Source organism: Paraglaciecola sp. IT1134, assembly GCF_058068185.1.
Genome location: NZ_CM176486.1, coordinates 4,084,646 through 4,102,266 on the forward strand (window position 1 = coordinate 4,084,646; position 17,621 = coordinate 4,102,266).

Annotated in this window: 14 protein-coding genes; 3 read left to right on the forward strand and 11 right to left on the reverse strand. The window is 46.6% G+C overall.

Going from position 1 to position 17,621, the window contains the following annotated elements; genetic code table 11:
- Window positions 1-191: 191 nt before the first annotated feature.
- The 4 genes from AC3RV5_RS17925 to AC3RV5_RS17940 form a co-directional block, all read right to left on the reverse strand.
- The gene (locus tag AC3RV5_RS17925; RefSeq protein ID WP_489728948.1) at window positions 192-662 is read right to left on the reverse strand and encodes a DUF192 domain-containing protein; all 471 of its coding nucleotides are present in this window, start codon (window positions 660-662) and stop codon (window positions 192-194) included.
- Window positions 663-689: 27 nt separating this feature from the next.
- On the reverse strand, window positions 690-917 hold the full coding sequence (locus AC3RV5_RS17930; RefSeq protein ID WP_489728949.1) for a hypothetical protein: 228 nt from the start codon (window positions 915-917) through the stop codon (window positions 690-692).
- Window positions 918-1,073: 156 nt separating this feature from the next.
- Window positions 1,074-3,686, reverse strand: a complete 2,613-nt coding sequence (gene acnB, locus AC3RV5_RS17935; protein ID WP_489728950.1) for a bifunctional aconitate hydratase 2/2-methylisocitrate dehydratase — start codon at window positions 3,684-3,686, stop codon at window positions 1,074-1,076.
- Between the two features lie 186 nt (window positions 3,687-3,872).
- Window positions 3,873-5,042: a PQQ-dependent sugar dehydrogenase gene (locus AC3RV5_RS17940; protein WP_489728951.1), complete on the reverse strand. Its 1,170-nt coding sequence runs from the start codon at window positions 5,040-5,042 to the stop codon at window positions 3,873-3,875.
- A 115-nt stretch (window positions 5,043-5,157) separates the two neighbouring features.
- On the opposite strand from AC3RV5_RS17940, the gene AC3RV5_RS17945 reads away from it, so the two are divergent.
- Entirely contained in the window at window positions 5,158-5,595 is a 438-nt protein-coding gene (locus tag AC3RV5_RS17945) for a hypothetical protein (protein WP_489728952.1), read from the forward strand.
- A 260-nt stretch (window positions 5,596-5,855) separates the two neighbouring features.
- Complete coding sequence (locus AC3RV5_RS17950) at window positions 5,856-6,365, forward strand: CHRD domain-containing protein (protein ID WP_489728953.1); 510 nt, start codon at window positions 5,856-5,858, stop codon at window positions 6,363-6,365.
- A gap of 44 nt (window positions 6,366-6,409) precedes the next feature.
- On the opposite strand, the gene AC3RV5_RS17955 is transcribed toward AC3RV5_RS17950, so the two are convergent.
- The 4 genes from AC3RV5_RS17955 to AC3RV5_RS17970 all read right to left on the reverse strand — a co-directional run bounded on the left by AC3RV5_RS17955 (window position 6,410) and on the right by AC3RV5_RS17970 (window position 13,188).
- Window positions 6,410-8,671: a YgiQ family radical SAM protein gene (locus AC3RV5_RS17955; protein WP_489732202.1), complete on the reverse strand. Its 2,262-nt coding sequence runs from the start codon at window positions 8,669-8,671 to the stop codon at window positions 6,410-6,412.
- An 809-nt stretch (window positions 8,672-9,480) separates the two neighbouring features.
- Window positions 9,481-10,674, reverse strand: coding sequence for a lytic murein transglycosylase (locus tag AC3RV5_RS17960; protein WP_489732203.1), 1,194 nt, complete (start codon window positions 10,672-10,674; stop codon window positions 9,481-9,483).
- 181 nt (window positions 10,675-10,855) lie between these two features.
- Window positions 10,856-11,383 (reverse strand): peptide deformylase, encoded by a 528-nt coding sequence (gene def / locus AC3RV5_RS17965; RefSeq protein WP_489728954.1) that lies wholly within the window; start codon window positions 11,381-11,383, stop codon window positions 10,856-10,858.
- Window positions 11,384-11,439: 56 nt separating this feature from the next.
- Window positions 11,440-13,188 (reverse strand): ABC transporter transmembrane domain-containing protein, encoded by a 1,749-nt coding sequence (locus tag AC3RV5_RS17970; RefSeq protein ID WP_489728955.1) that lies wholly within the window; start codon window positions 13,186-13,188, stop codon window positions 11,440-11,442.
- 371 nt (window positions 13,189-13,559) lie between these two features.
- On the opposite strand from AC3RV5_RS17970, the gene AC3RV5_RS17975 reads away from it, so the two are divergent.
- Entirely contained in the window at window positions 13,560-15,191 is a 1,632-nt protein-coding gene (locus tag AC3RV5_RS17975; RefSeq protein WP_489728956.1) for a phosphoethanolamine transferase, read from the forward strand.
- A gap of 75 nt (window positions 15,192-15,266) precedes the next feature.
- Here the strand turns inward: AC3RV5_RS17975 and AC3RV5_RS17980 are convergent, their stop codons facing one another.
- The 3 genes from AC3RV5_RS17980 to AC3RV5_RS17990 form a co-directional block, all read right to left on the reverse strand.
- Window positions 15,267-15,650, reverse strand: coding sequence for a diacylglycerol kinase (locus AC3RV5_RS17980; protein WP_489728957.1), 384 nt, complete (start codon window positions 15,648-15,650; stop codon window positions 15,267-15,269).
- Between the two features lie 39 nt (window positions 15,651-15,689).
- Complete coding sequence (locus AC3RV5_RS17985; protein WP_489728958.1) at window positions 15,690-16,409, reverse strand: phosphatase PAP2 family protein; 720 nt, start codon at window positions 16,407-16,409, stop codon at window positions 15,690-15,692.
- A 185-nt stretch (window positions 16,410-16,594) separates the two neighbouring features.
- Window positions 16,595-17,578, reverse strand: coding sequence for an oxidoreductase family protein (locus tag AC3RV5_RS17990; RefSeq protein WP_489728959.1), 984 nt, complete (start codon window positions 17,576-17,578; stop codon window positions 16,595-16,597).
- Between the last annotated feature and the right edge of the window lie 43 nt (window positions 17,579-17,621).

A 17,621-nucleotide genomic window follows, 5' to 3' on the forward strand; every position in this document is an offset into this window, starting at 1 on the left:
ACCAAACATCTCATTTTGAGATTTTCATTCATTTAACAAACAGAACGTTTCATTGTCATCAAATTAGCGTCGCCGGGGCATTAAGTGAAGGGATATTGATTGAAGCGGCTTATGATTATGAACAAATTAGTCAGGCGCGGATCACGCCTAAATTAGCTCAGCCCGATTAGCTAACTCAGGCAACAATCAATTTATGGCGCTTTGATCTGTACCTTATCGCCTACCGAGATCTTATGTTGGCTGAACCAGCCCTGGTGCATTTCCAGGGCAAATAGCACTTTTTCAGATGAACCCACCGGTGTTAGATCATGGGGTTGTAAGGCTCTAATATCGGTGATCACACCATCACTGCGCACAAAGGCCACATCCAGTGGAATAAAGGTATCTTTCATCCACATGCTGGCCATTTTCGGATTGGCGAATTTAAACAACATGCCGCATTGTTGGCATAGTGATTGGCGATGCATCAAACCTACACGGCGCTGGGCAAAAGTGCTCGCATATTCTACCTCCATTGACTGGCCGTTAATCACCAGGCTCACCAACGACTTTTCAGAATGTTGTGCTATTGGCAACTCATTCTCTGCTAACACTTGCTTGACGGCAAACAGCTGAGACAACAACAGCGCCGCATACATCCATTTTCTTAAGCTTCTAAACATACATGATCCAATATCTGGTTAAGTTAGTTATATTTTACAGGAACAGCCATCTACCCCATCGCTGGTTTGCCATACCTGGTAATCACCACCTTGGCATTCCTGGCGAACCGTAAAACACTGGGTTGAATTGTAACCCACTTTGGTATCGGCGGCATTTGCCACCCCATGACCGATTATCTGTCTGGCTGAATCACTTGTACAGGCTGTGTTCAAGCTAGCTGACACCAGCAAAACCCATAAAACAATTATTCTCATTATATTTTCTGTCGCAGTGCGCAAATAAACAAGTGTATCGTCTTCATGCAAAAGAGCCAGAAACGCTCTGCAATTTCATCTTTGCAGGGTGAAATTCGGACAAAAAAAACCGGATGAGCCAAATGGACTCACCCGGTTGCTGTTTCAGCTGACTTATTACGCGACGTTTAAGGTCGGAATAATATTGGCTTTAGCTGCATCTTCGGCTTTTTTAAACTCGTCCATACGATCGAAATTCAAATAACGGAAAACATCACCAGACATAGACTCTATTTTGCTGGCATATTGCATATACTCGTCCATGTTCGGGATCTTACCGATTATGGCGCCAACAGAGGCCAACTCTGCTGAACACAAATACACATTCGCCCCATCACCTAAACGGTTAGGGAAGTTACGGGTCGAAGTGGACAAGACTGTGGCGCCCGCTTCTACCCGTGCCTGGTTACCCATGCATAATGAACAGCCTGACATTTCGGTACGCACTCCGGCACGGCCGTAGATATTGTAATAGCCTTCTTCCATCAGCTGGGCTTGATCCATCTTGGTCGGCGGCGACATCCATAAACGAGTAGGTAAGGTACCTTCAAATTGCTCCAGTAATTTGCCTGCAGCACGGAAATGACCGATGTTGGTCATACAAGAACCGATAAAGACTTCATCGATTTTAGTACCCGCCACGTCAGACAAGGTTTTGGCGTCATCGGGATCATTGGGGCAACATAAAATAGGCTCTTTTATTTCTGCCAAATCGATTTCCAGCGTCTCAACATATTCTGCATCTTTATCGGCTGCCATCAACTCGGGCTTGGCCAACCAATCTTCCATCTTACGTGCGCGACGCTCAAGCGTACGAGGATCGCCGTAACCTTCGTTGATCATCCAACGTAACATGGTGATGTTAGACGTAAGATATTCGGCAATAGAGTCTTGTGACATTTTAATGGTACAACCGGCAGCTGAGCGTTCGGCTGAGGCATCAGACAATTCGAATGCCTGCTCAACCGTTAAGTCATCCAACCCTTCGATTTCTAAAATACGACCAGAGAAAGCATTCACTTTACCCTTTTTCGCCACGGTTAACAGACCCTGTTTGATACCATACAAAGGAATGGCATGCACCAGATCACGTAAGGTAATACCAGGTTGCATCTTGCCTTTAAAACGTACCAGTACCGACTCGGGCATATCTAGCGGCATGACACCTGTAGCAGCAGCAAAGGCTACCAGACCAGAACCGGCAGGGAATGAAATCCCCATGGGGAAACGAGTATGGGAATCGCCACCTGTACCGACAGTATCAGGCAACAACATGCGATTTAACCACGAATGGATAATGCCATCTCCAGGACGTAAAGATACGCCACCACGGTTCATAATAAAATCAGGCAAGGTATGCTGAGTATCAATATCCACAGGCTTAGGGTAAGCCGCCGTGTGACAGAAAGACTGCATAGTCAAATCAGCAGAAAAACCTAAACAAGCTAAATCTTTCAGCTCATCACGGGTCATAGGGCCAGTGGTATCTTGTGAACCAACCGTGGTCATCTTGGGTTCGCAGTAAGTGCCAGGGCGTATTCCTTGGACACCACAGGCTTTACCAACCATTTTTTGCGCCAGGGTATAACCTTTGCCAGTATCGACGGGTTGATCAGGCATACGGAACAAATCAGACGCCTCCAAACCAAGAGACTCTCGGGCCTTGTCGGTCAAACCACGACCAATGATCAGGTTGATCCGGCCACCCGCTCTGACTTCATCGAGCAATACGTCTGATTTATATGCAAATTCAGACAGCAATTCCCCGGTTTCGGCATTTTTGATTTTGCCGGCGAGTGGGAAAATATCGATCACATCGCCCATATTTAATTTATCTACATCGGCTTCAAATACCAGAGCACCGGCATCTTCCATCGTATTAAAGAAAATAGGCGCCACTTTACCGCCAATACAAATACCACCACCACGTTTGTTTGGTACGCCAGGTAAATCTTCACCGAAGAACCAAAGCACAGAGTTGGTCGCTGATTTACGTGAAGAGCCGGTTCCGACAACATCGCCTACAAAAGCGACCGGATGGCCTTTGGCTTTTATTTCGTCGATTTGTCCTAAGGGGCCAACTTCACCGTGTTTTTGCGGAGTCAAACCGTCACGTGTCATCTTGTACATGGCACGGGCATGTAATGGAATATCTGGGCGAGACCAGGCATCCGGAGCCGGCGACAAGTCGTCGGTATTGGTTTCGCTGGTTACTTTAAATACTGAATAGGTGATTTTTTCCGGCATATCCGGACGGGATGTAAACCATTCAGCATCGGCCCAGGATTCAAGCACATCTTGGGCATACTGGTTGCCGGCACGGGCTTTTTCTTCAACGTCGTGAAAGGCATCAAACATCAACAAGGTATGTTTAAGTTCTTCGGCAGCTAATTCCGCCAGGTCGTTATTATCTAAGGCTTCGACCAAAGTGACGATGTTATAACCACCGTGCATGTTGCCTAATAATTGAATAGCGGCGTCTTTGCTGATCAGCGGTGAGGTAGCTTCGTCATTAATAATGGCGCTCAAAAAGCCAGCTTTAACATAAGCGGCTTCATCTACACCCGGGGGAACCCGCTCAGATAATAATTCAAGTAAAAATTCGCCTTCGCCAGCAGGTGGCGCCTTTAACAACTCAACTAAACCGGCAACTTGCTCAGCATTTAGGGGTTTGGGCGGAATACCTTCAACAGCACGTTCATCAACATGTTTACGATAAGCTTCTAGCACAATTAGGACCTCTTGATTGACTCCGAAATCACGGCGTGTAATGGAGTATAGAAATGAAACTCGTCAAGTATAAGGCCTAAGGCAGCAAATTTGAATTTACAAATACGTTTGTTTGCTTATAACCACTATTTTTGCTAAGAATGTAGGTTAACCTCTTGTTAAAAAAACGAAATTTGGCCGCTTCAGTCAACCCCCCCCAGGCTTTTCGCTCACCCTCAAGATGCGTCCGTGTTTACTGTCTGTTAATAGATAAATCGAACCATCCCTATGCACCCGAATATCCCTCAGTCTTTGCCCTATTTCGCTAAATAGTGTCTGTTGGGCGATAACGGCGTTTCCCTGCATCTGTAACCAGTAAACCTGTTTAAATTTTAAAGATGAGGCCAATAGGTCGCCATTTAAGACGGCAAACATTGCACCTTTATGCACTGTCATACCTGAGGGGGCAATAGACGGGGTCCAGTCGACTAAGGGTTGCAGCATATGGGGATAGGCAGTAAAAGGGCTAATGCGCGCCCCGGAATAATCCATACCTTGAGTGATCACCGGCCAGCCATAATTCCCACCTGGGCGGATAATATTAACTTCATCCCCCCCTTCTGGGCCATGTTCGTTTGCAAAAATCAACTCTCTGACCGGATCATAGAGTATTGCCTGACTATTACGATGACCAATAGTAAACAAGTACCGTGTCAAATGCCTGGGCGTCTTGGCTGAGTCGGCTAAATTGGCAAATGGATTGTCTTGGGGTGCCTGACCATCGTCGGTCATGCGGATGATTTTCCCCAATTGGCTGTCAAAGCGCTGGGCGTGTTCACGATAATCAAATCCGTCACCCGTAGTCAGTAGCAGGGTATTGTCGGGTAAAAAGGTCATACGACCAGCAAAATGCACCGGCGTATCTTTTTCCGGTGACACCGTAAATAACAGTTGTCGCTCAGATAATGCCCCATTGCGCAATTTGGCCCGCATCAGTTTTAGTGCATTGTGATTATCCGTGCCGCTGGCATAACTTATATACAGCCAGTGATTATCGATATAATCAGGATGCAAAACCACATCCAGCAACCCACCTTGGCTTTTCACATAAATGTCATCGGGTAAGCCGCTGATCGGTTGTGACACCTCACCCTTATGCACCAGACGTAAATTTCCTATCCGTTCTGTTACCAAAAAATCGCCGCCGGGCAAAAATGCCAATGACCAGGGATAATTAAGGCCGGTTGCTACCTGCTCTATTTGGTAAGGTGGAAATGCCTTAGGGGGGTGGATATCAGCGGGCAGTTCAGCCTGGCTCATGAACGACCATAAGCTGGCGAAGGCAAGTGAGGCAAAACGGGCAGTCCAAATTTTCATAGAGCCTCGAGGTAAACTGGGTCAGATTAATAGCAGGCAATCGAGTCGAGATTGCCTGCTGAGCTGGTTCAAGGGTAAAGTGCGGCAGGAATAATCACAACTACAAGTACATACAATGACGAATTTGTTAAACCTTGGTCTGCATTTTTTGCTGGCGGTATTAGTCAGCTTTATTCTGGCGAGCCTGGCACACAGCCAATTTGTATTGTTTGAATTAGCCAAAGTCGGGGTACAAATCGACATGGCCAGTCGCATCAGTATGAGTCTCGATGACCTTTTAGGGTTAGGCCTAACTTATGGATCCGTTATCGCTTTGAGCCTGCTCATAGGGTTTGCGGTGATGGGCGCGCTCAGAAAATATCGTCCCCACACGACTTTTTGGGTTTATCCCTTAGCCGGGGCATTGGCCATGCTGGTAATGCTGTTAACGATGCAGCCAATAATGCACATCACCCTTATTGCCGGCGCCAGAACGTCCTTTGGCATCTTCAGCCAATGCCTGGCTGGTTTCGCTGGCGGATGGTTGTTTAAAATACTACGCCAACATTATTAATAATCAGAGTTTTTTGGAATTGGGGTCCCAGTCAGCCTGTCAATATTTTTTACAAGTAGGCGAGTCTATTTTTAGGCTCAATCAATATGCGTTTGAAATTAATCAAGATTATATTGATGGCGTAGAATATGCGTACCGTTATCGGGCACAATGTTTGCCCATTTGGGCACCTTTTTAAAATTAACTCAATCGATTGCCACTTGAAGACGTAGAGGCTGTACATGTGATGTCTACATTGAGTTTACCGGAGACCAAACACCATGTTCAGATACTCTAGAGTACCAAGGTTTTTGCAATTAATAGTGCTAACGGCTGTTATGGCTATTGCCCCTGCGAAAGCAAGCTTAATTCCTTTTTCTGCCACGATAGACGGCGCCCAAGCAAATGCCGGGGTTGGCACCGGCAGTTTAGCCACGGGCTCAGCGACCATGTGGCTGGATGACATGAGCAATGACTTTTCCTGGAGTATAAGTTGGAGTGGCTTAACGGATGTTGTCAATGCACACTTTCATGGCCCGGCAACACCCATGCAAAATGCCGGAGTAGAGGTACCAATAGATTTCACTATGAACCCTTCGATGGGCAACGCGATGTTAACGGCTGAGCAAGCCTCGGACCTGCTTGCCGGTCTGTGGTACATCAATATACATACGGAAGCCTTTCCCGGTGGCGAAATACGCGGCCAAGTAATGGTGCCTGCGCCAGGGGCCTTATCATTGATATTGCTCTTTGTGGCAGGTTTAATATTGGCGCGTCGCAGCCGCCATTAATTCACCCAACCACTATCCGAAATTTCACCACAAGCCACGCTTAATTAGCGTGGTTTGTGGGTTTGGACCGCGGATTTTTTTCGACTACCCGAGTTTGTGCCCGCGGCTTTATTGTGTGGTTGATTGTCACTGAAACGCGTTAAACCTTGTTGGGCCTTTTTCTCTTTGGACGATGATCCGCCCTTGCCTTTGGCCAATGCCTTATTCGCCGAGCGTTTAGCAAATTCCTTGTGATCCCGACCTTTAAGTTCATTACGCCCTTCTGCCGGCACTAAACACTTCGCGCTATTTCCGATCAGGTGAGCTTTACCCATTTCAATTAACGTCTTACGCAATAACGGCCAGTTGACAGGATCGTGGTAACGCAAAAATGCACGATGCAAACGGCGGTGAATTTCACCTTTGGGGATCGTAACCTCTTCACTTTTGTGGTTAACCTTATGTATGGGGTTTTTACCCGTATGATACATAGTGGTGGCGTTAGCCATAGGTGAAGGGTAAAAATTCTGCACCTGATCCAGTTTGAAATTGCGTTCTTTTAACCACATGGCTAAATTCAGCATGTCCACATCTTCGGTCCCCGGATGAGCCGAAATAAAGTACGGGATCAGGTACTGGTCTTTACCCGCTTCTTTGGTGTATTTGTCGAACATTTCCTTAAACTTGTCATAAGTGCCCATGCCCGGTTTCATCATTTTATCCAGCGGCGCTTTTTCGGTGTGCTCCGGGGCGATTTTTAAGTATCCACCCACGTGATGCGTCACCAGCTCACGCACATAATTGGGATCTTCAATTGCCAAATCGTAACGTACCCCCGAGGCGATCAAGACTTTTTTCACCCCTTCGACCTTACGGGCCTTGCGATAGAGCTCAACTGTGGGAGTTTGGTCCGTATCCAAATGCCCACAGATTTCTGGCCACACACAAGACAAACGACGACAAGCTTGTTCAGCCTTAGGGCTTTTGCAACGCAACTTATACATATTTGCAGTTGGTCCGCCAAGATCGGAGATCACCCCGGTAAAGCCAGGCACTTTATCGCGAATTTGTTCAATTTCGCGAATAATCGATTCTTCTGAGCGGCTTTGGATCACCCTACCCTCATGCTCAGTGATCGAGCAAAAAGTACAACCACCGAAGCAGCCTCGCATGATATTCACCGAGGTTTTGATCATATCGTAAGCCGGTATTTTGGCTTTGCCGTAACTAGGGTGAGGCACTCGTGCATAAGGTAAATCGAACACCGCATCCATTTCTTCGGTTTCAAGTGGATAAGCAGGTGGATTAATCCAAATAATTCTATCACCGTGGCGCTGCACAAGGGCACGTGCACAGCCTGGGTTAGTTTCTTTATGCAAGATACGTGAAGTATGAGCGTAATGAGTTTTCTCAGCGCGCACTACATCGTAAGCGGGCAATAACACATAGGTTTTATCCCAAGGTTTACGTCTTTGGGTTTTAGAGGTAAAAGGCTGCACCACGACAGGCTGGGCTTTTTGCTCGTCGATTGCGGCTTGTTTTTCAGCTTCAGAGGAAATCGCACAAGAATCTTCGATAATTTGATAGGGACTGATGACAGGATCAATTTTTCCAATCGTATCCAAATGAGTTGAGTCAACACCTTGCCAACCGGGTAACGGCTCTTTGCGAATAACAGCCGTACCGCGAATATCTTGCATTTGCTCGATTGTTTCACCGGCAGCAAAACGATGGGCCATTTCCAGCAGTGGGCGCTCGGCATTACCAAACATCAACATATCGGCTTTAGAATCAAAAAGTACCGAACGGCGCACTTTATCTGACCAATAATCGTAATGAGCTATACGGCGCAAACTGGCTTCAATACCGCCAATAACAACCGGTTTTTTGTACGCTTCTTTACAACGCTGGGTGTACACAGTGACAGCGCGATCCGGGCGTTTACCCCCTTCATTGTGTGGGGTGTAGGCGTCATCGTGACGTAATTTTCGCTCAGCGGTATAACGATTGATCATCGAGTCCATATTACCGGCTGTGACACCAAAAAATAAATTCGGCTCACCGAGTTGCATAAAGTCGGTTTTACTTTGCCAATCCGGTTGGGAAATGATCCCCACGCGAAAACCTTGGGATTCCAGTACCCGGCCAATCACCGCCATACCAAAACTGGGATGATCCACATAAGCATCACCGGTAACGATAATGATGTCGCAACTATCCCAACCTAAAATATCCATTTCTTTACGTGACATCGGCAAAAATGGCGCCGGCCCAAAACACTCAGCCCAATATTTAGGATAAGAAAAAAGCCCACGCTCGGCTTTCATGCGGGCAATCGGCTTAGCTCTACTAGGCGCGGCTTTGGCCCTCACGGCTGGCTGAATGTTGATTGCAGACGAGGCTGATTGAGATGTGACGGACATGTAGCTCCAATAACTAGAAAGTATAAACTGCTTAAAAAATCGGCAGTAGTATAGCAGTTTGTGAAAGCAAACAGTATAGCCCTGCGCGAATATCAAGAATTTGTGTTAGGGGCTGGCGATGTTACCCGTTAGCTTCCACTTTGACTGTTCTATACGCTTGATATCAATAGGGGTTTTTGTGTATTTTTTGCACTGTGCCAGATTTGACCAGAATTGATATTGATTCAACTTGTTGCGAGGACTTCTGTGCTTGCCCCTGATTTTTAGTGATGTGAGGATTACACTTAGCAAATCAATGGGCGCGGCCTTTTGAGACAAATAGTAAAATATGCCCAAGAGCCTGACTATGAATACACAAATTATGAGCAACCAATGTATTTTATCTCAGTCTTTCACAACAATCGTATTTATTAATGCCTAATGATTTTAGCTCAACCTGATAGTTGATTAGTATTAGCAAATCAAACATCTCACGGGAAGGATAGCCATCAGCAATGCTGCCTTTGGAAATCTGAAAGCTAGGTTGCAAATGGCATGTTTTGTATTTTTTGCCCATGAAAACACCGATAAAGGGGCATTTTTCATTTTCAGTTCTGGATAATAAAATATCGAACCTAAGTTTAACGGGTATACCTGTCTTTCAATGGTATCCCCGTTAAACTTAGCCAAACCATTTCACTAGCTTTTGCACGCTAATGGGCTATAAATAGCCCTTACGGGCTTTCACTTGCCTGCCCTCCAGCCTCCATTGATAATGCTTCGAAGACCTTTCGAGCAGGGTAACCGTCAGCGATCATTCCTTGGGTTAATTGATAACCCCGTACTCCCTTGCGTGTACCCGGTCCCAAAATACCGTCAGCCTTACCGACATCAAAACCCAGTTCGTTTAGTTTGTTTTGCAGTTGCTGCATCTCAACCTGGGTATAATTTGGCAGGACAGGCAAAGCCTTTGATAAAGGGGCTTTACTGGCGATCCGGTCGGCTAAATGCCCCACTGCGATGCCATAATACTCAGAATTATTCCAGCGCAATATGACATCAAAGTTTTTATAGGCTAAAAATATTGGCCCCTGATAACCGGCGGGAACTAACAAAGAAGCGGGCAATTCCTCGCTCCCCAGAGCGCTTCCATCAGTTTGGGTAACACCCTGTTCTGCCCAAAAAGACAAACTTTTAGGGCTATCTTTACCCGCCAACTGATAATTAAAAGACTCCGGCACATGCACTTCCCGTCCCCATTTGTAACCGCTTTTCCAGCCAAGGTGCTGCAAAAAATTGGCCGCCGAAGCTAGCGCATCTTGCTCGCTGTTCCATAAATTGACTTGACCGTCCTGATCACCATCTTGTGCATATTTCATATAAGCGGATGGCATAAACTGGGTATGCCCCATGGCCCCAGCCCAAGAACCAAGCATGTCTTTAACCTGTAGATTTTCACGATCAATTAATAATAATGCCTGAATTAATTCACTGGAAAAATAACGACTGCGTCTGTTGTCACAAGCCAGGGTTGCTAACGAGTCAATAACAGGTGAAGTCCCTTTATAAGACCCAAAATTTGTCTCCAATCCCCAAAAAGCCAGCAGGTAGGTGCCGGGCACGCCATATTGCCGGGTTAACTGAGCAAGAAACTCCCTGTGTTTGGCCAACATCTCCTGACCCTTTTGAATGCGCCAGGCAGTAACCCGCTTCTCAAAATAATCGGTAAAAGTCTGTACAAATTCAGGCTGACTACGGTCCAGAGAAATAACTTTTTTACGGTATTTAGCCTTCCCCAACACATCGTCAGTCACATTCTGTGACACCCCTGACGCTAATGCCTTGGTTTGTAACTCACTGATACATTGCTGGAACAAAATCCCTTCGGGAAGTGGGGCAGCAGGGTCGGCTACCGGATTGTTGCCCATTGCGGAAAAACTGGATAACAAGGACAACGTAACCGCTAGCCTACAACCCAGAGAAGAAATTCGAATTAACACCTGATAACTCCGTATACGATGAATGTCGCGTCATGCTAAACCAACGGGCAAAAAATGGTAGTTTTTATCAGCCGTTAAACATAAATAATTCGTCAGCGGCGCCTTTTTATCATTCCATGATGGCAAATTCCCGCTGCCAAACGGTTTCGGCCATAATATTTTCGCTGGAATCTATATGATCCAGCCAAGTTTTACCCACTAGGTGATCGTATTCGTGCTGGAATATACGCGCCACAAAACCCTCAAATTTCTGCGAATGTGACTCGCCATCGGTATCTTGATAACAAACATCCACCCAATCCGGTCGCTCAATTCGACCTCGCAGACCGGGCACAGATAAACATCCCTCCCAGTGCCAATCTTTTTTCTCGCTGCTGGCGGTAATTTTCGGATTAACCAACACGAAGGGCTGCATCTGAGGCGCTAGTGGATAGCGGGAGCTGGGCCTGGATGCAATAATCATTATCGCCCGACCATCAAACACCTGTGGCGCGGCGATCCCAATACCGTTGGCTGTCAACATGGTCGACAATAGATCATCAACAAATTGCCGGAACTGCGGCTGGTTAAACTCACTCGGGTCAACAGATCGTGCCGGGGTGCGTAGTATCGCTTCACCAATTTGCGCTATTTGCATACTGACCTCTTTCAACTGCCCTATGGCAGAAAGTATATTATAAGTATTGACTGAGCTTAACCAACCAATTGCAGTTCGGCGAATTCCCGGTACAGGGGGCTAATTTGCAGTAACTCAAGGTGTTTGCCTATTGCAATGATCCGGCCTTGATCCATTACCACAATACGATCCGCATTGATCACGGTTGCCAGGCGATGGGCGATAATCAAGGTCGTTTTACCCTTCATTAATTCTTCCAGCGCCAGCTTTACAAATTGCTCGTTGGCGGCATCTAATGAACTGGTGGCTTCATCGAGCAACAGAATCGGCCGGTCAGCCAAAATGGCTCGGGCAATGGAGATGCGCTGTTTTTGACCGCCGGACAAACGTATGCCCCTCTCCCCTAGATTGGTGTCGTATCCCTGGGGTAAGGCATCAATAAACATATCAGCTCGGGCTGCTTTAGCCGCAGCTTGCACGTCAGCATCACTGGCATCTTCGCGTCCGTATCTAATGTTGGTTGCCACGCTATCAGCGAATATCACCGACTCTTGAGGAACCAGAGCAAATTGCTGACGCAAGTCATCGAGGCTGAGATCTCTGATGTCGATATCATCCAGGGTAATGCGTCCGGTTTGGGTATCATAAAAGCGCAGCAATAATTGAAACAAGCTGGATTTTCCTGCTCCGCTTGGCCCTACCAGCGCGATCCGCTCCCCAGGTTTGATGTCCAGATTAATATCCTGCAATACCGCTATGTCTTCACCACCCGGGTAAGCGAATTGAATATGCTCGAGCTTCAAGCGACCTGTTACCTTAGCCGCAATCGCAACCGGGGCCAAAGCAGGAAGGATAGTACTTTGGGTATTTAATAGCTCCATCAGGCGTTCACTGGCCCCGGCGGCCTTTTGGATTTCACCTATCACCTCACTTATGGTCGCCACACTGCCACCAGCCATCACCGCATAAAACATAAATGCAGTGAGTTCCCCTGCGGTAAGTGAGCTAGCTAATACTTGCTGGGCCCCTAACCAGGCAACAATGGTGATAGCACTGATGCTGATCCCCATGATGCAGGCGATGAGCAATGCACGATATTTGATGCGCTTTTTTGCCGCTTGCATCACATCCTCGACCCGGCCAAAAAACATAGTGCGATCGCTTTGCTCATGTGAGTAAGCTTGAACGGTATGAATTTCATGCAGGGATTCGTCAACGTAGGCGCCTAAATCGGCCACTCGATCCTGACTCTTGCGGGCATACAGACGCACTTTACTGCCAAATATGCGGATAGGTAATAACACTATAGGAACGGCTATAAGCACATAAAGGGTCAGTAAGGGGCTGGTAAATAACATCAGCAACAAGGCCCCGATAAATGTGATGCTTGCCCGCAGTGCCATGGACAGACCCATACCGACCACAGACTGCAACACAGTGGTATCGCTAGTAAAACGTGATATGACTTCCCCGGTGCGAGTCTTTTCGAAAAACGCAGGGGGCAAGGTCAACAAATGGGAATAAACGTTCTGGCGTATGTCCGCGCTGACTCGCTCACCTAACCAAATCATTAGATAAAAGCGAAAATACGCCGCCACACTGCCTATCAGGGCAATACCTAGAACCACCAATACCATTTGGTTAAGTTTGTCGGCATTGTTGGCCACAAAACCTTGGTCTACTACGACTTTGACACCTTGCCCGAGCAGTAACCAGGCCAGGGCTCCGACAATCAAAGCGCTTATGGCACAGGCGACTTTGAGCTTATAAGGACGCAGTTGGCCGAACAGCCAACGCATAAGTTCAGAGGTCTTAACTGGCTTCACAATTTTCCTTAAGCTGTCACTACGTGATCAATAACCGCCCACGTTAGTATGAGGTCACAGATGACGAAGTAGTAGAGAAACTAGATGTGGGGATAACTGGGCAGTATTTAAAGCGTCGCTTGTTTGATCACAGGATATAAATTGCGCCTACGCCCGAGCAACGTTGCTGAGCGCTTTTAGCTAGCATGGTTATGGCCTGAGCAAATAGTGGACATCTTTGTGCAATTTATGCCTTCGTTTAAGTCTGACTTAATCCTTGCCCGCTATGCTGGATCATCGAAAACTCAACATGCCCGCAAGTAACGAGTACACCTTCACTGGGCTTGCGGCCATTGAGCTTATCTTCTGTTGTTGAGATTATTGTGACCCTAATGAATCAGACTAACGCGCTACGAGACAAGTTAACCTTATCCCCCTACCTGCTGATATTACTGACGGCTTTGTTTATCACACTAACCGGCAACCACACCTTTTTCAGCAAGGCCTTGGAGGTCTACCCATGGTCTGAGAATCAAGCCTTTTTATTATCTCTTGGGGTGTTGTTATGGTGCCTTATCAGCTTATTAACCTTTGTGCTTAACTGGTTGATGCCTGTGCGCCTGGCGGTGTCTGTTATGTTAGTGGTTGCAGCCTCAGCCGGCTTTTTCACCGACCAATTTGGGACTATTTTTGATCTTGAGATGATCCGTAATATGCTTGAAACCGACCGTGCTGAAGCGGCTGATTTGCTGTCGGTGGGATTGGCATTACGGGTCATACTCACTGGAGTCATACCTGTAGTGTTGGTCAATTGGTTACCCTTAGACAAACGCCCCAGGCTAGGCGACCTAAAAAAGCGGGTAAAACACTCCGGGTTAACCTTAGTCGCCATTTTTACCTTGATGGGCATAAGTCTATTTTCTGCCAGTGGCCAATACGCCAGCTTTTTTCGCCAACACAAAGTGTTACGTTATTATGCCAACCCCATGCACCCTATTTATTCTGCATTAAAATATGGCGGGCAGCAGTTTAGTTCCGTTGCACAAAACACCTTTGTAATTATGGCCTCCAAAGCCGCCATACCAAAAAGTGATTTCCATCAGGAATTGGTCATTGTTGTGGTAGGAGAAACAGCCAGAGCAGATCATTTCTCCCTAAATGGCTACGCAAGACAAACCAATCCCCTGCTTGAACAGGAAACAAATCTAGTTAGCTTCAGTAATATCAGTTCCTGTGGCACCTCCACGGCGATTTCCGTACCTTGTATGTTTTCGGTGTTAGGGCGAGATGACTTTGAAATAGACAATGCCAGTCAGACTGAAAATGTATTGGATATAGTGGCAAAAGCCGGTATCAGTGTATTGTGGCGCGACAACAATTCTGATTCCAAGCGAGTAGCCGACCGACTGACCTATGAGAGTTTCAAAACGTCAGACAATAACCTGGTGTGTGATCCAGAATGCCGAGATGTAGGCATGTTAAACGGTTTACAGGAATATATTGAGGGGCAAAAAAACGACGTTCTCATCGTGCTGCATCAAATGGGTAGCCATGGCCCGGCTTATGGCGAACGTTACCCGGCGCAGTTTGAAAAATTTACGCCAGCCTGCCATACCAGCGAACTGGCCAATTGCAGCGACGAAGAAATCATTAATGCTTATGATAACAGCATTCTATATACAGACTTTTTCCTATCTGAAGTGGTTGCCTTGTTAAAACGCAACACCCCAATGTATGAAACCTCGATGCTGTATATCAGCGATCACGGGGAGTCCCTGGGAGAAAACAACCTCTATTTGCATGGCATGCCCTACATGTTTGCGCCAAAAGAGCAGACACACGTTCCTGTCATTGCCTGGGTTGGTGAAACATCAGATATAGATTTAAGCCAAACCCGAAAACACAAAGATAGAGAAAATTCCCATGACGCGGTATCAACGGCTATTTTACAAGCACTGGAAGTCAGCTCAGATATTCCGACGAGCACTGCGCCGCCTTTATTGATTATGAAAGAAGAAAACTAACACTCATACAACAGACAGGATCCGCCTTAACAAGGTGAATCCTTCGGCTTAACCAGCCTGAATATAAAATTGATATTAATAAAAATAGCGGATACAGGCCTCGCCCCATACCAAGGTACCTATCAATAAAGCGATGAATACCCCGGCCGACCCCATGTCTTTTGCCCGCCCTATCAACGGGTGGTGCTCAAGGGAAACGCTATCTGCCAGGGCTTCAAGGGCTGAATTGATGATCTCTGCAAATAATAGAAATAACAAGCTTGCCACTAGGCCGAGCCAGTGCTCCCGGGATTGACATAAAACAAACGAAAAAGGGAATAACACCACACTTAGCACCAGTTCCTGGCGAAAAGCCGACTCGTATAACCAGGCGGCTTTGAATCCTTTATAAGAACACCAGGTGGCTTTAAAAACACGCTGGATCCCCTTCCCGTTAAGTTTATTTGACGTAATATGCATAAATACTCATTAATTGACTAAAACCCAAAAAGTGATTGATTAGGAACGCAGCGGTTGTGCACTGACTTGGTAAACTGCTTGTTTAGCCCGACCAAAAAACAAACGAAATATAAGTGCGCACACAGTCCAGCACACCAAGGCACTGGTAATATCATGGGAGATAAAGTGCGCGCCACGCAATTGTTGAGCGAATCCAAATATTAACCCCAAACACAGACCGGGTAAAAACCACAGGTTAAGCCTAGCGCCAGTCTGATATTTAGGAAACAAGATCTGCGCGGCAAAAAACAAACTAAATAAGGCAAAGCCACCGGATGCGTGGCCAGATGGGAAACAGTGGCCTACAGCCAATTTGGACGAAAATACCTCATATAAATAAACCGGTGCCTGACTGCCACCAAACTTGGTCAGGTCCCAGGGGCAAGGTAAGGTGGTCACATTTTTTAAACATGACACGGCTATAATCGATGCCAGGGTAGATACACATAAATAGGCCCCGCAACGACGCCCAAGTGTACTGCCCCAGCCCAGCCAATAACTAACAACAGTGGTTAGTAACATCAACAACACTATGGCAATGACAAGCACGCGGCCGCCCTTATGTATAACCGTTTCTAATAACCAGGACCCTTGCCAGTGCCAATCACCATAAACACTGTATATCTGGTTCGCCAGCCATTCATCCATACCAAAAGTTTGTATGCAATAGATGGCCAATACCGTGAAAATTAGCGGCTTGAGCTGAGAATAGTTTTTCACGATTGGCCTTAAAAAAATGAAGTAGCATCAAGCTTATCCCCTGATACTTAACAGAACCTTAGTAACTGACTTTTTATATTTGTTGATACTTTACCCGTAGTGGCGCATACGGCCAGGGAGCTAGACTTTGTGTCACTGCTGATTTGCATGCATGCAAAATAAAGGGGCCCTTAGCGCGTCATTAGTTACAGCTGGGATAGTGCTAACTTGGTTTGCTGCTCCATATATAAATTGATCTTGTTGTGATCTGGGCTCCAGCCTTGTAAAAAGCGATTAAAGTCGGCCCAGACCAAGGGGTACAAGGCTCGCCATTGCTGTTCAAGTGCATCCAGTTGACAAGCGATTTGGTAGGTATCCACTGCCTCGCGAAATTGCAAAAAGTAATAGTCTACTAAGTGATCGTTTTGCGCAAAAAGATCTTGGCTGGTCAAACAACTGCCCAAAAAATACATTAGATCTTTGACTCCAATACCCTTGCCCACGTACTGAAAGTCCACTGCGGCGATATCGTCAGCGTCTGGTGTAAAACAGAAATTGGCCAGCTTAGCATCCCCGTGGATCAGGGTTTGATAGCAGGCCTGGTTTAAACGCTGGTCGATTACTGCTGCGGCATTTTTTAATCTGTTATCTGGCATAACGTGGTATTCATCCTGGCGGGTAGCCAAATGCCAGTAACTGCCGATAGGCCACAGGTTTGACGTCTCGACCGATAAAAAGCGGGCATGAAAATAAGCTAACCAGCGAATACCCAGTTTTATCTCGTCTAGGGCAACGGTGCTGCATCTTTGACCGAAACCACTACTATCTAAATCTTCCAAGACCAATATTTGCAGATTGATATTTGCTGGGTTTTCGCTAATAGAAGACGCAATCAAACCCGGTACCTTGCAATGGTGATCACAGCGATGGGCAAAGTCCTGATAGAAATTGGCTTCCATTTGATAGGACACCAGTTTACGTTGATGACTTGCGCAGCTGTGCCAGCCACGAGGATGAGTAACACGGGTTGGTGGAGCAATTTGTTTAACGATCAGTGTATTAGCCACTTTAGGGCTGTAGTAACGGGCGATTTCACCATAATCGCTCCACAATTTTTGCACCGTTTGAATTTTATACACCTGTGGATCATCACAGTAGCGCTGGACTTGTTGCAGGACTCGTTTGTCCATACCTCTCCTATTCGCCTCAGCGACCCTTCCCAAACCTGTTGGT

Excerpts from the sequence above, each read along its gene's own strand:
- AC3RV5_RS17925 (WP_489728948.1), bottom strand. The coding sequence starts at position 662 with ATGTTTAGAAGCTTAAGAAAATGGATGTATGCGGCGCTGTTGTTGTCT.
- AC3RV5_RS17930 (WP_489728949.1), bottom strand. The coding sequence starts at position 917 with ATGAGAATAATTGTTTTATGGGTTTTGCTGGTGTCAGCTAGCTTGAAC.
- AC3RV5_RS17940 (WP_489728951.1), bottom strand. The coding sequence starts at position 5,042 with ATGAAAATTTGGACTGCCCGTTTTGCCTCACTTGCCTTCGCCAGCTTA.
- AC3RV5_RS17945 (WP_489728952.1), top strand. The coding sequence starts at position 5,158 with ATGACGAATTTGTTAAACCTTGGTCTGCATTTTTTGCTGGCGGTATTA.
- AC3RV5_RS17950 (WP_489728953.1), top strand. The coding sequence starts at position 5,856 with ATGTTCAGATACTCTAGAGTACCAAGGTTTTTGCAATTAATAGTGCTA.
- AC3RV5_RS17955 (WP_489732202.1), bottom strand. The coding sequence starts at position 8,671 with ATGAAAGCCGAGCGTGGGCTTTTTTCTTATCCTAAATATTGGGCTGAG.
- AC3RV5_RS17960 (WP_489732203.1), bottom strand. The coding sequence starts at position 10,674 with ATGGGCAACAATCCGGTAGCCGACCCTGCTGCCCCACTTCCCGAAGGG.
- def (WP_489728954.1), bottom strand. The coding sequence starts at position 11,383 with ATGCAAATAGCGCAAATTGGTGAAGCGATACTACGCACCCCGGCACGA.
- AC3RV5_RS17975 (WP_489728956.1), top strand. The coding sequence starts at position 13,560 with ATGAATCAGACTAACGCGCTACGAGACAAGTTAACCTTATCCCCCTAC.
- AC3RV5_RS17980 (WP_489728957.1), bottom strand. The coding sequence starts at position 15,650 with ATGCATATTACGTCAAATAAACTTAACGGGAAGGGGATCCAGCGTGTT.
- AC3RV5_RS17990 (WP_489728959.1), bottom strand. The coding sequence starts at position 17,578 with ATGGACAAACGAGTCCTGCAACAAGTCCAGCGCTACTGTGATGATCCA.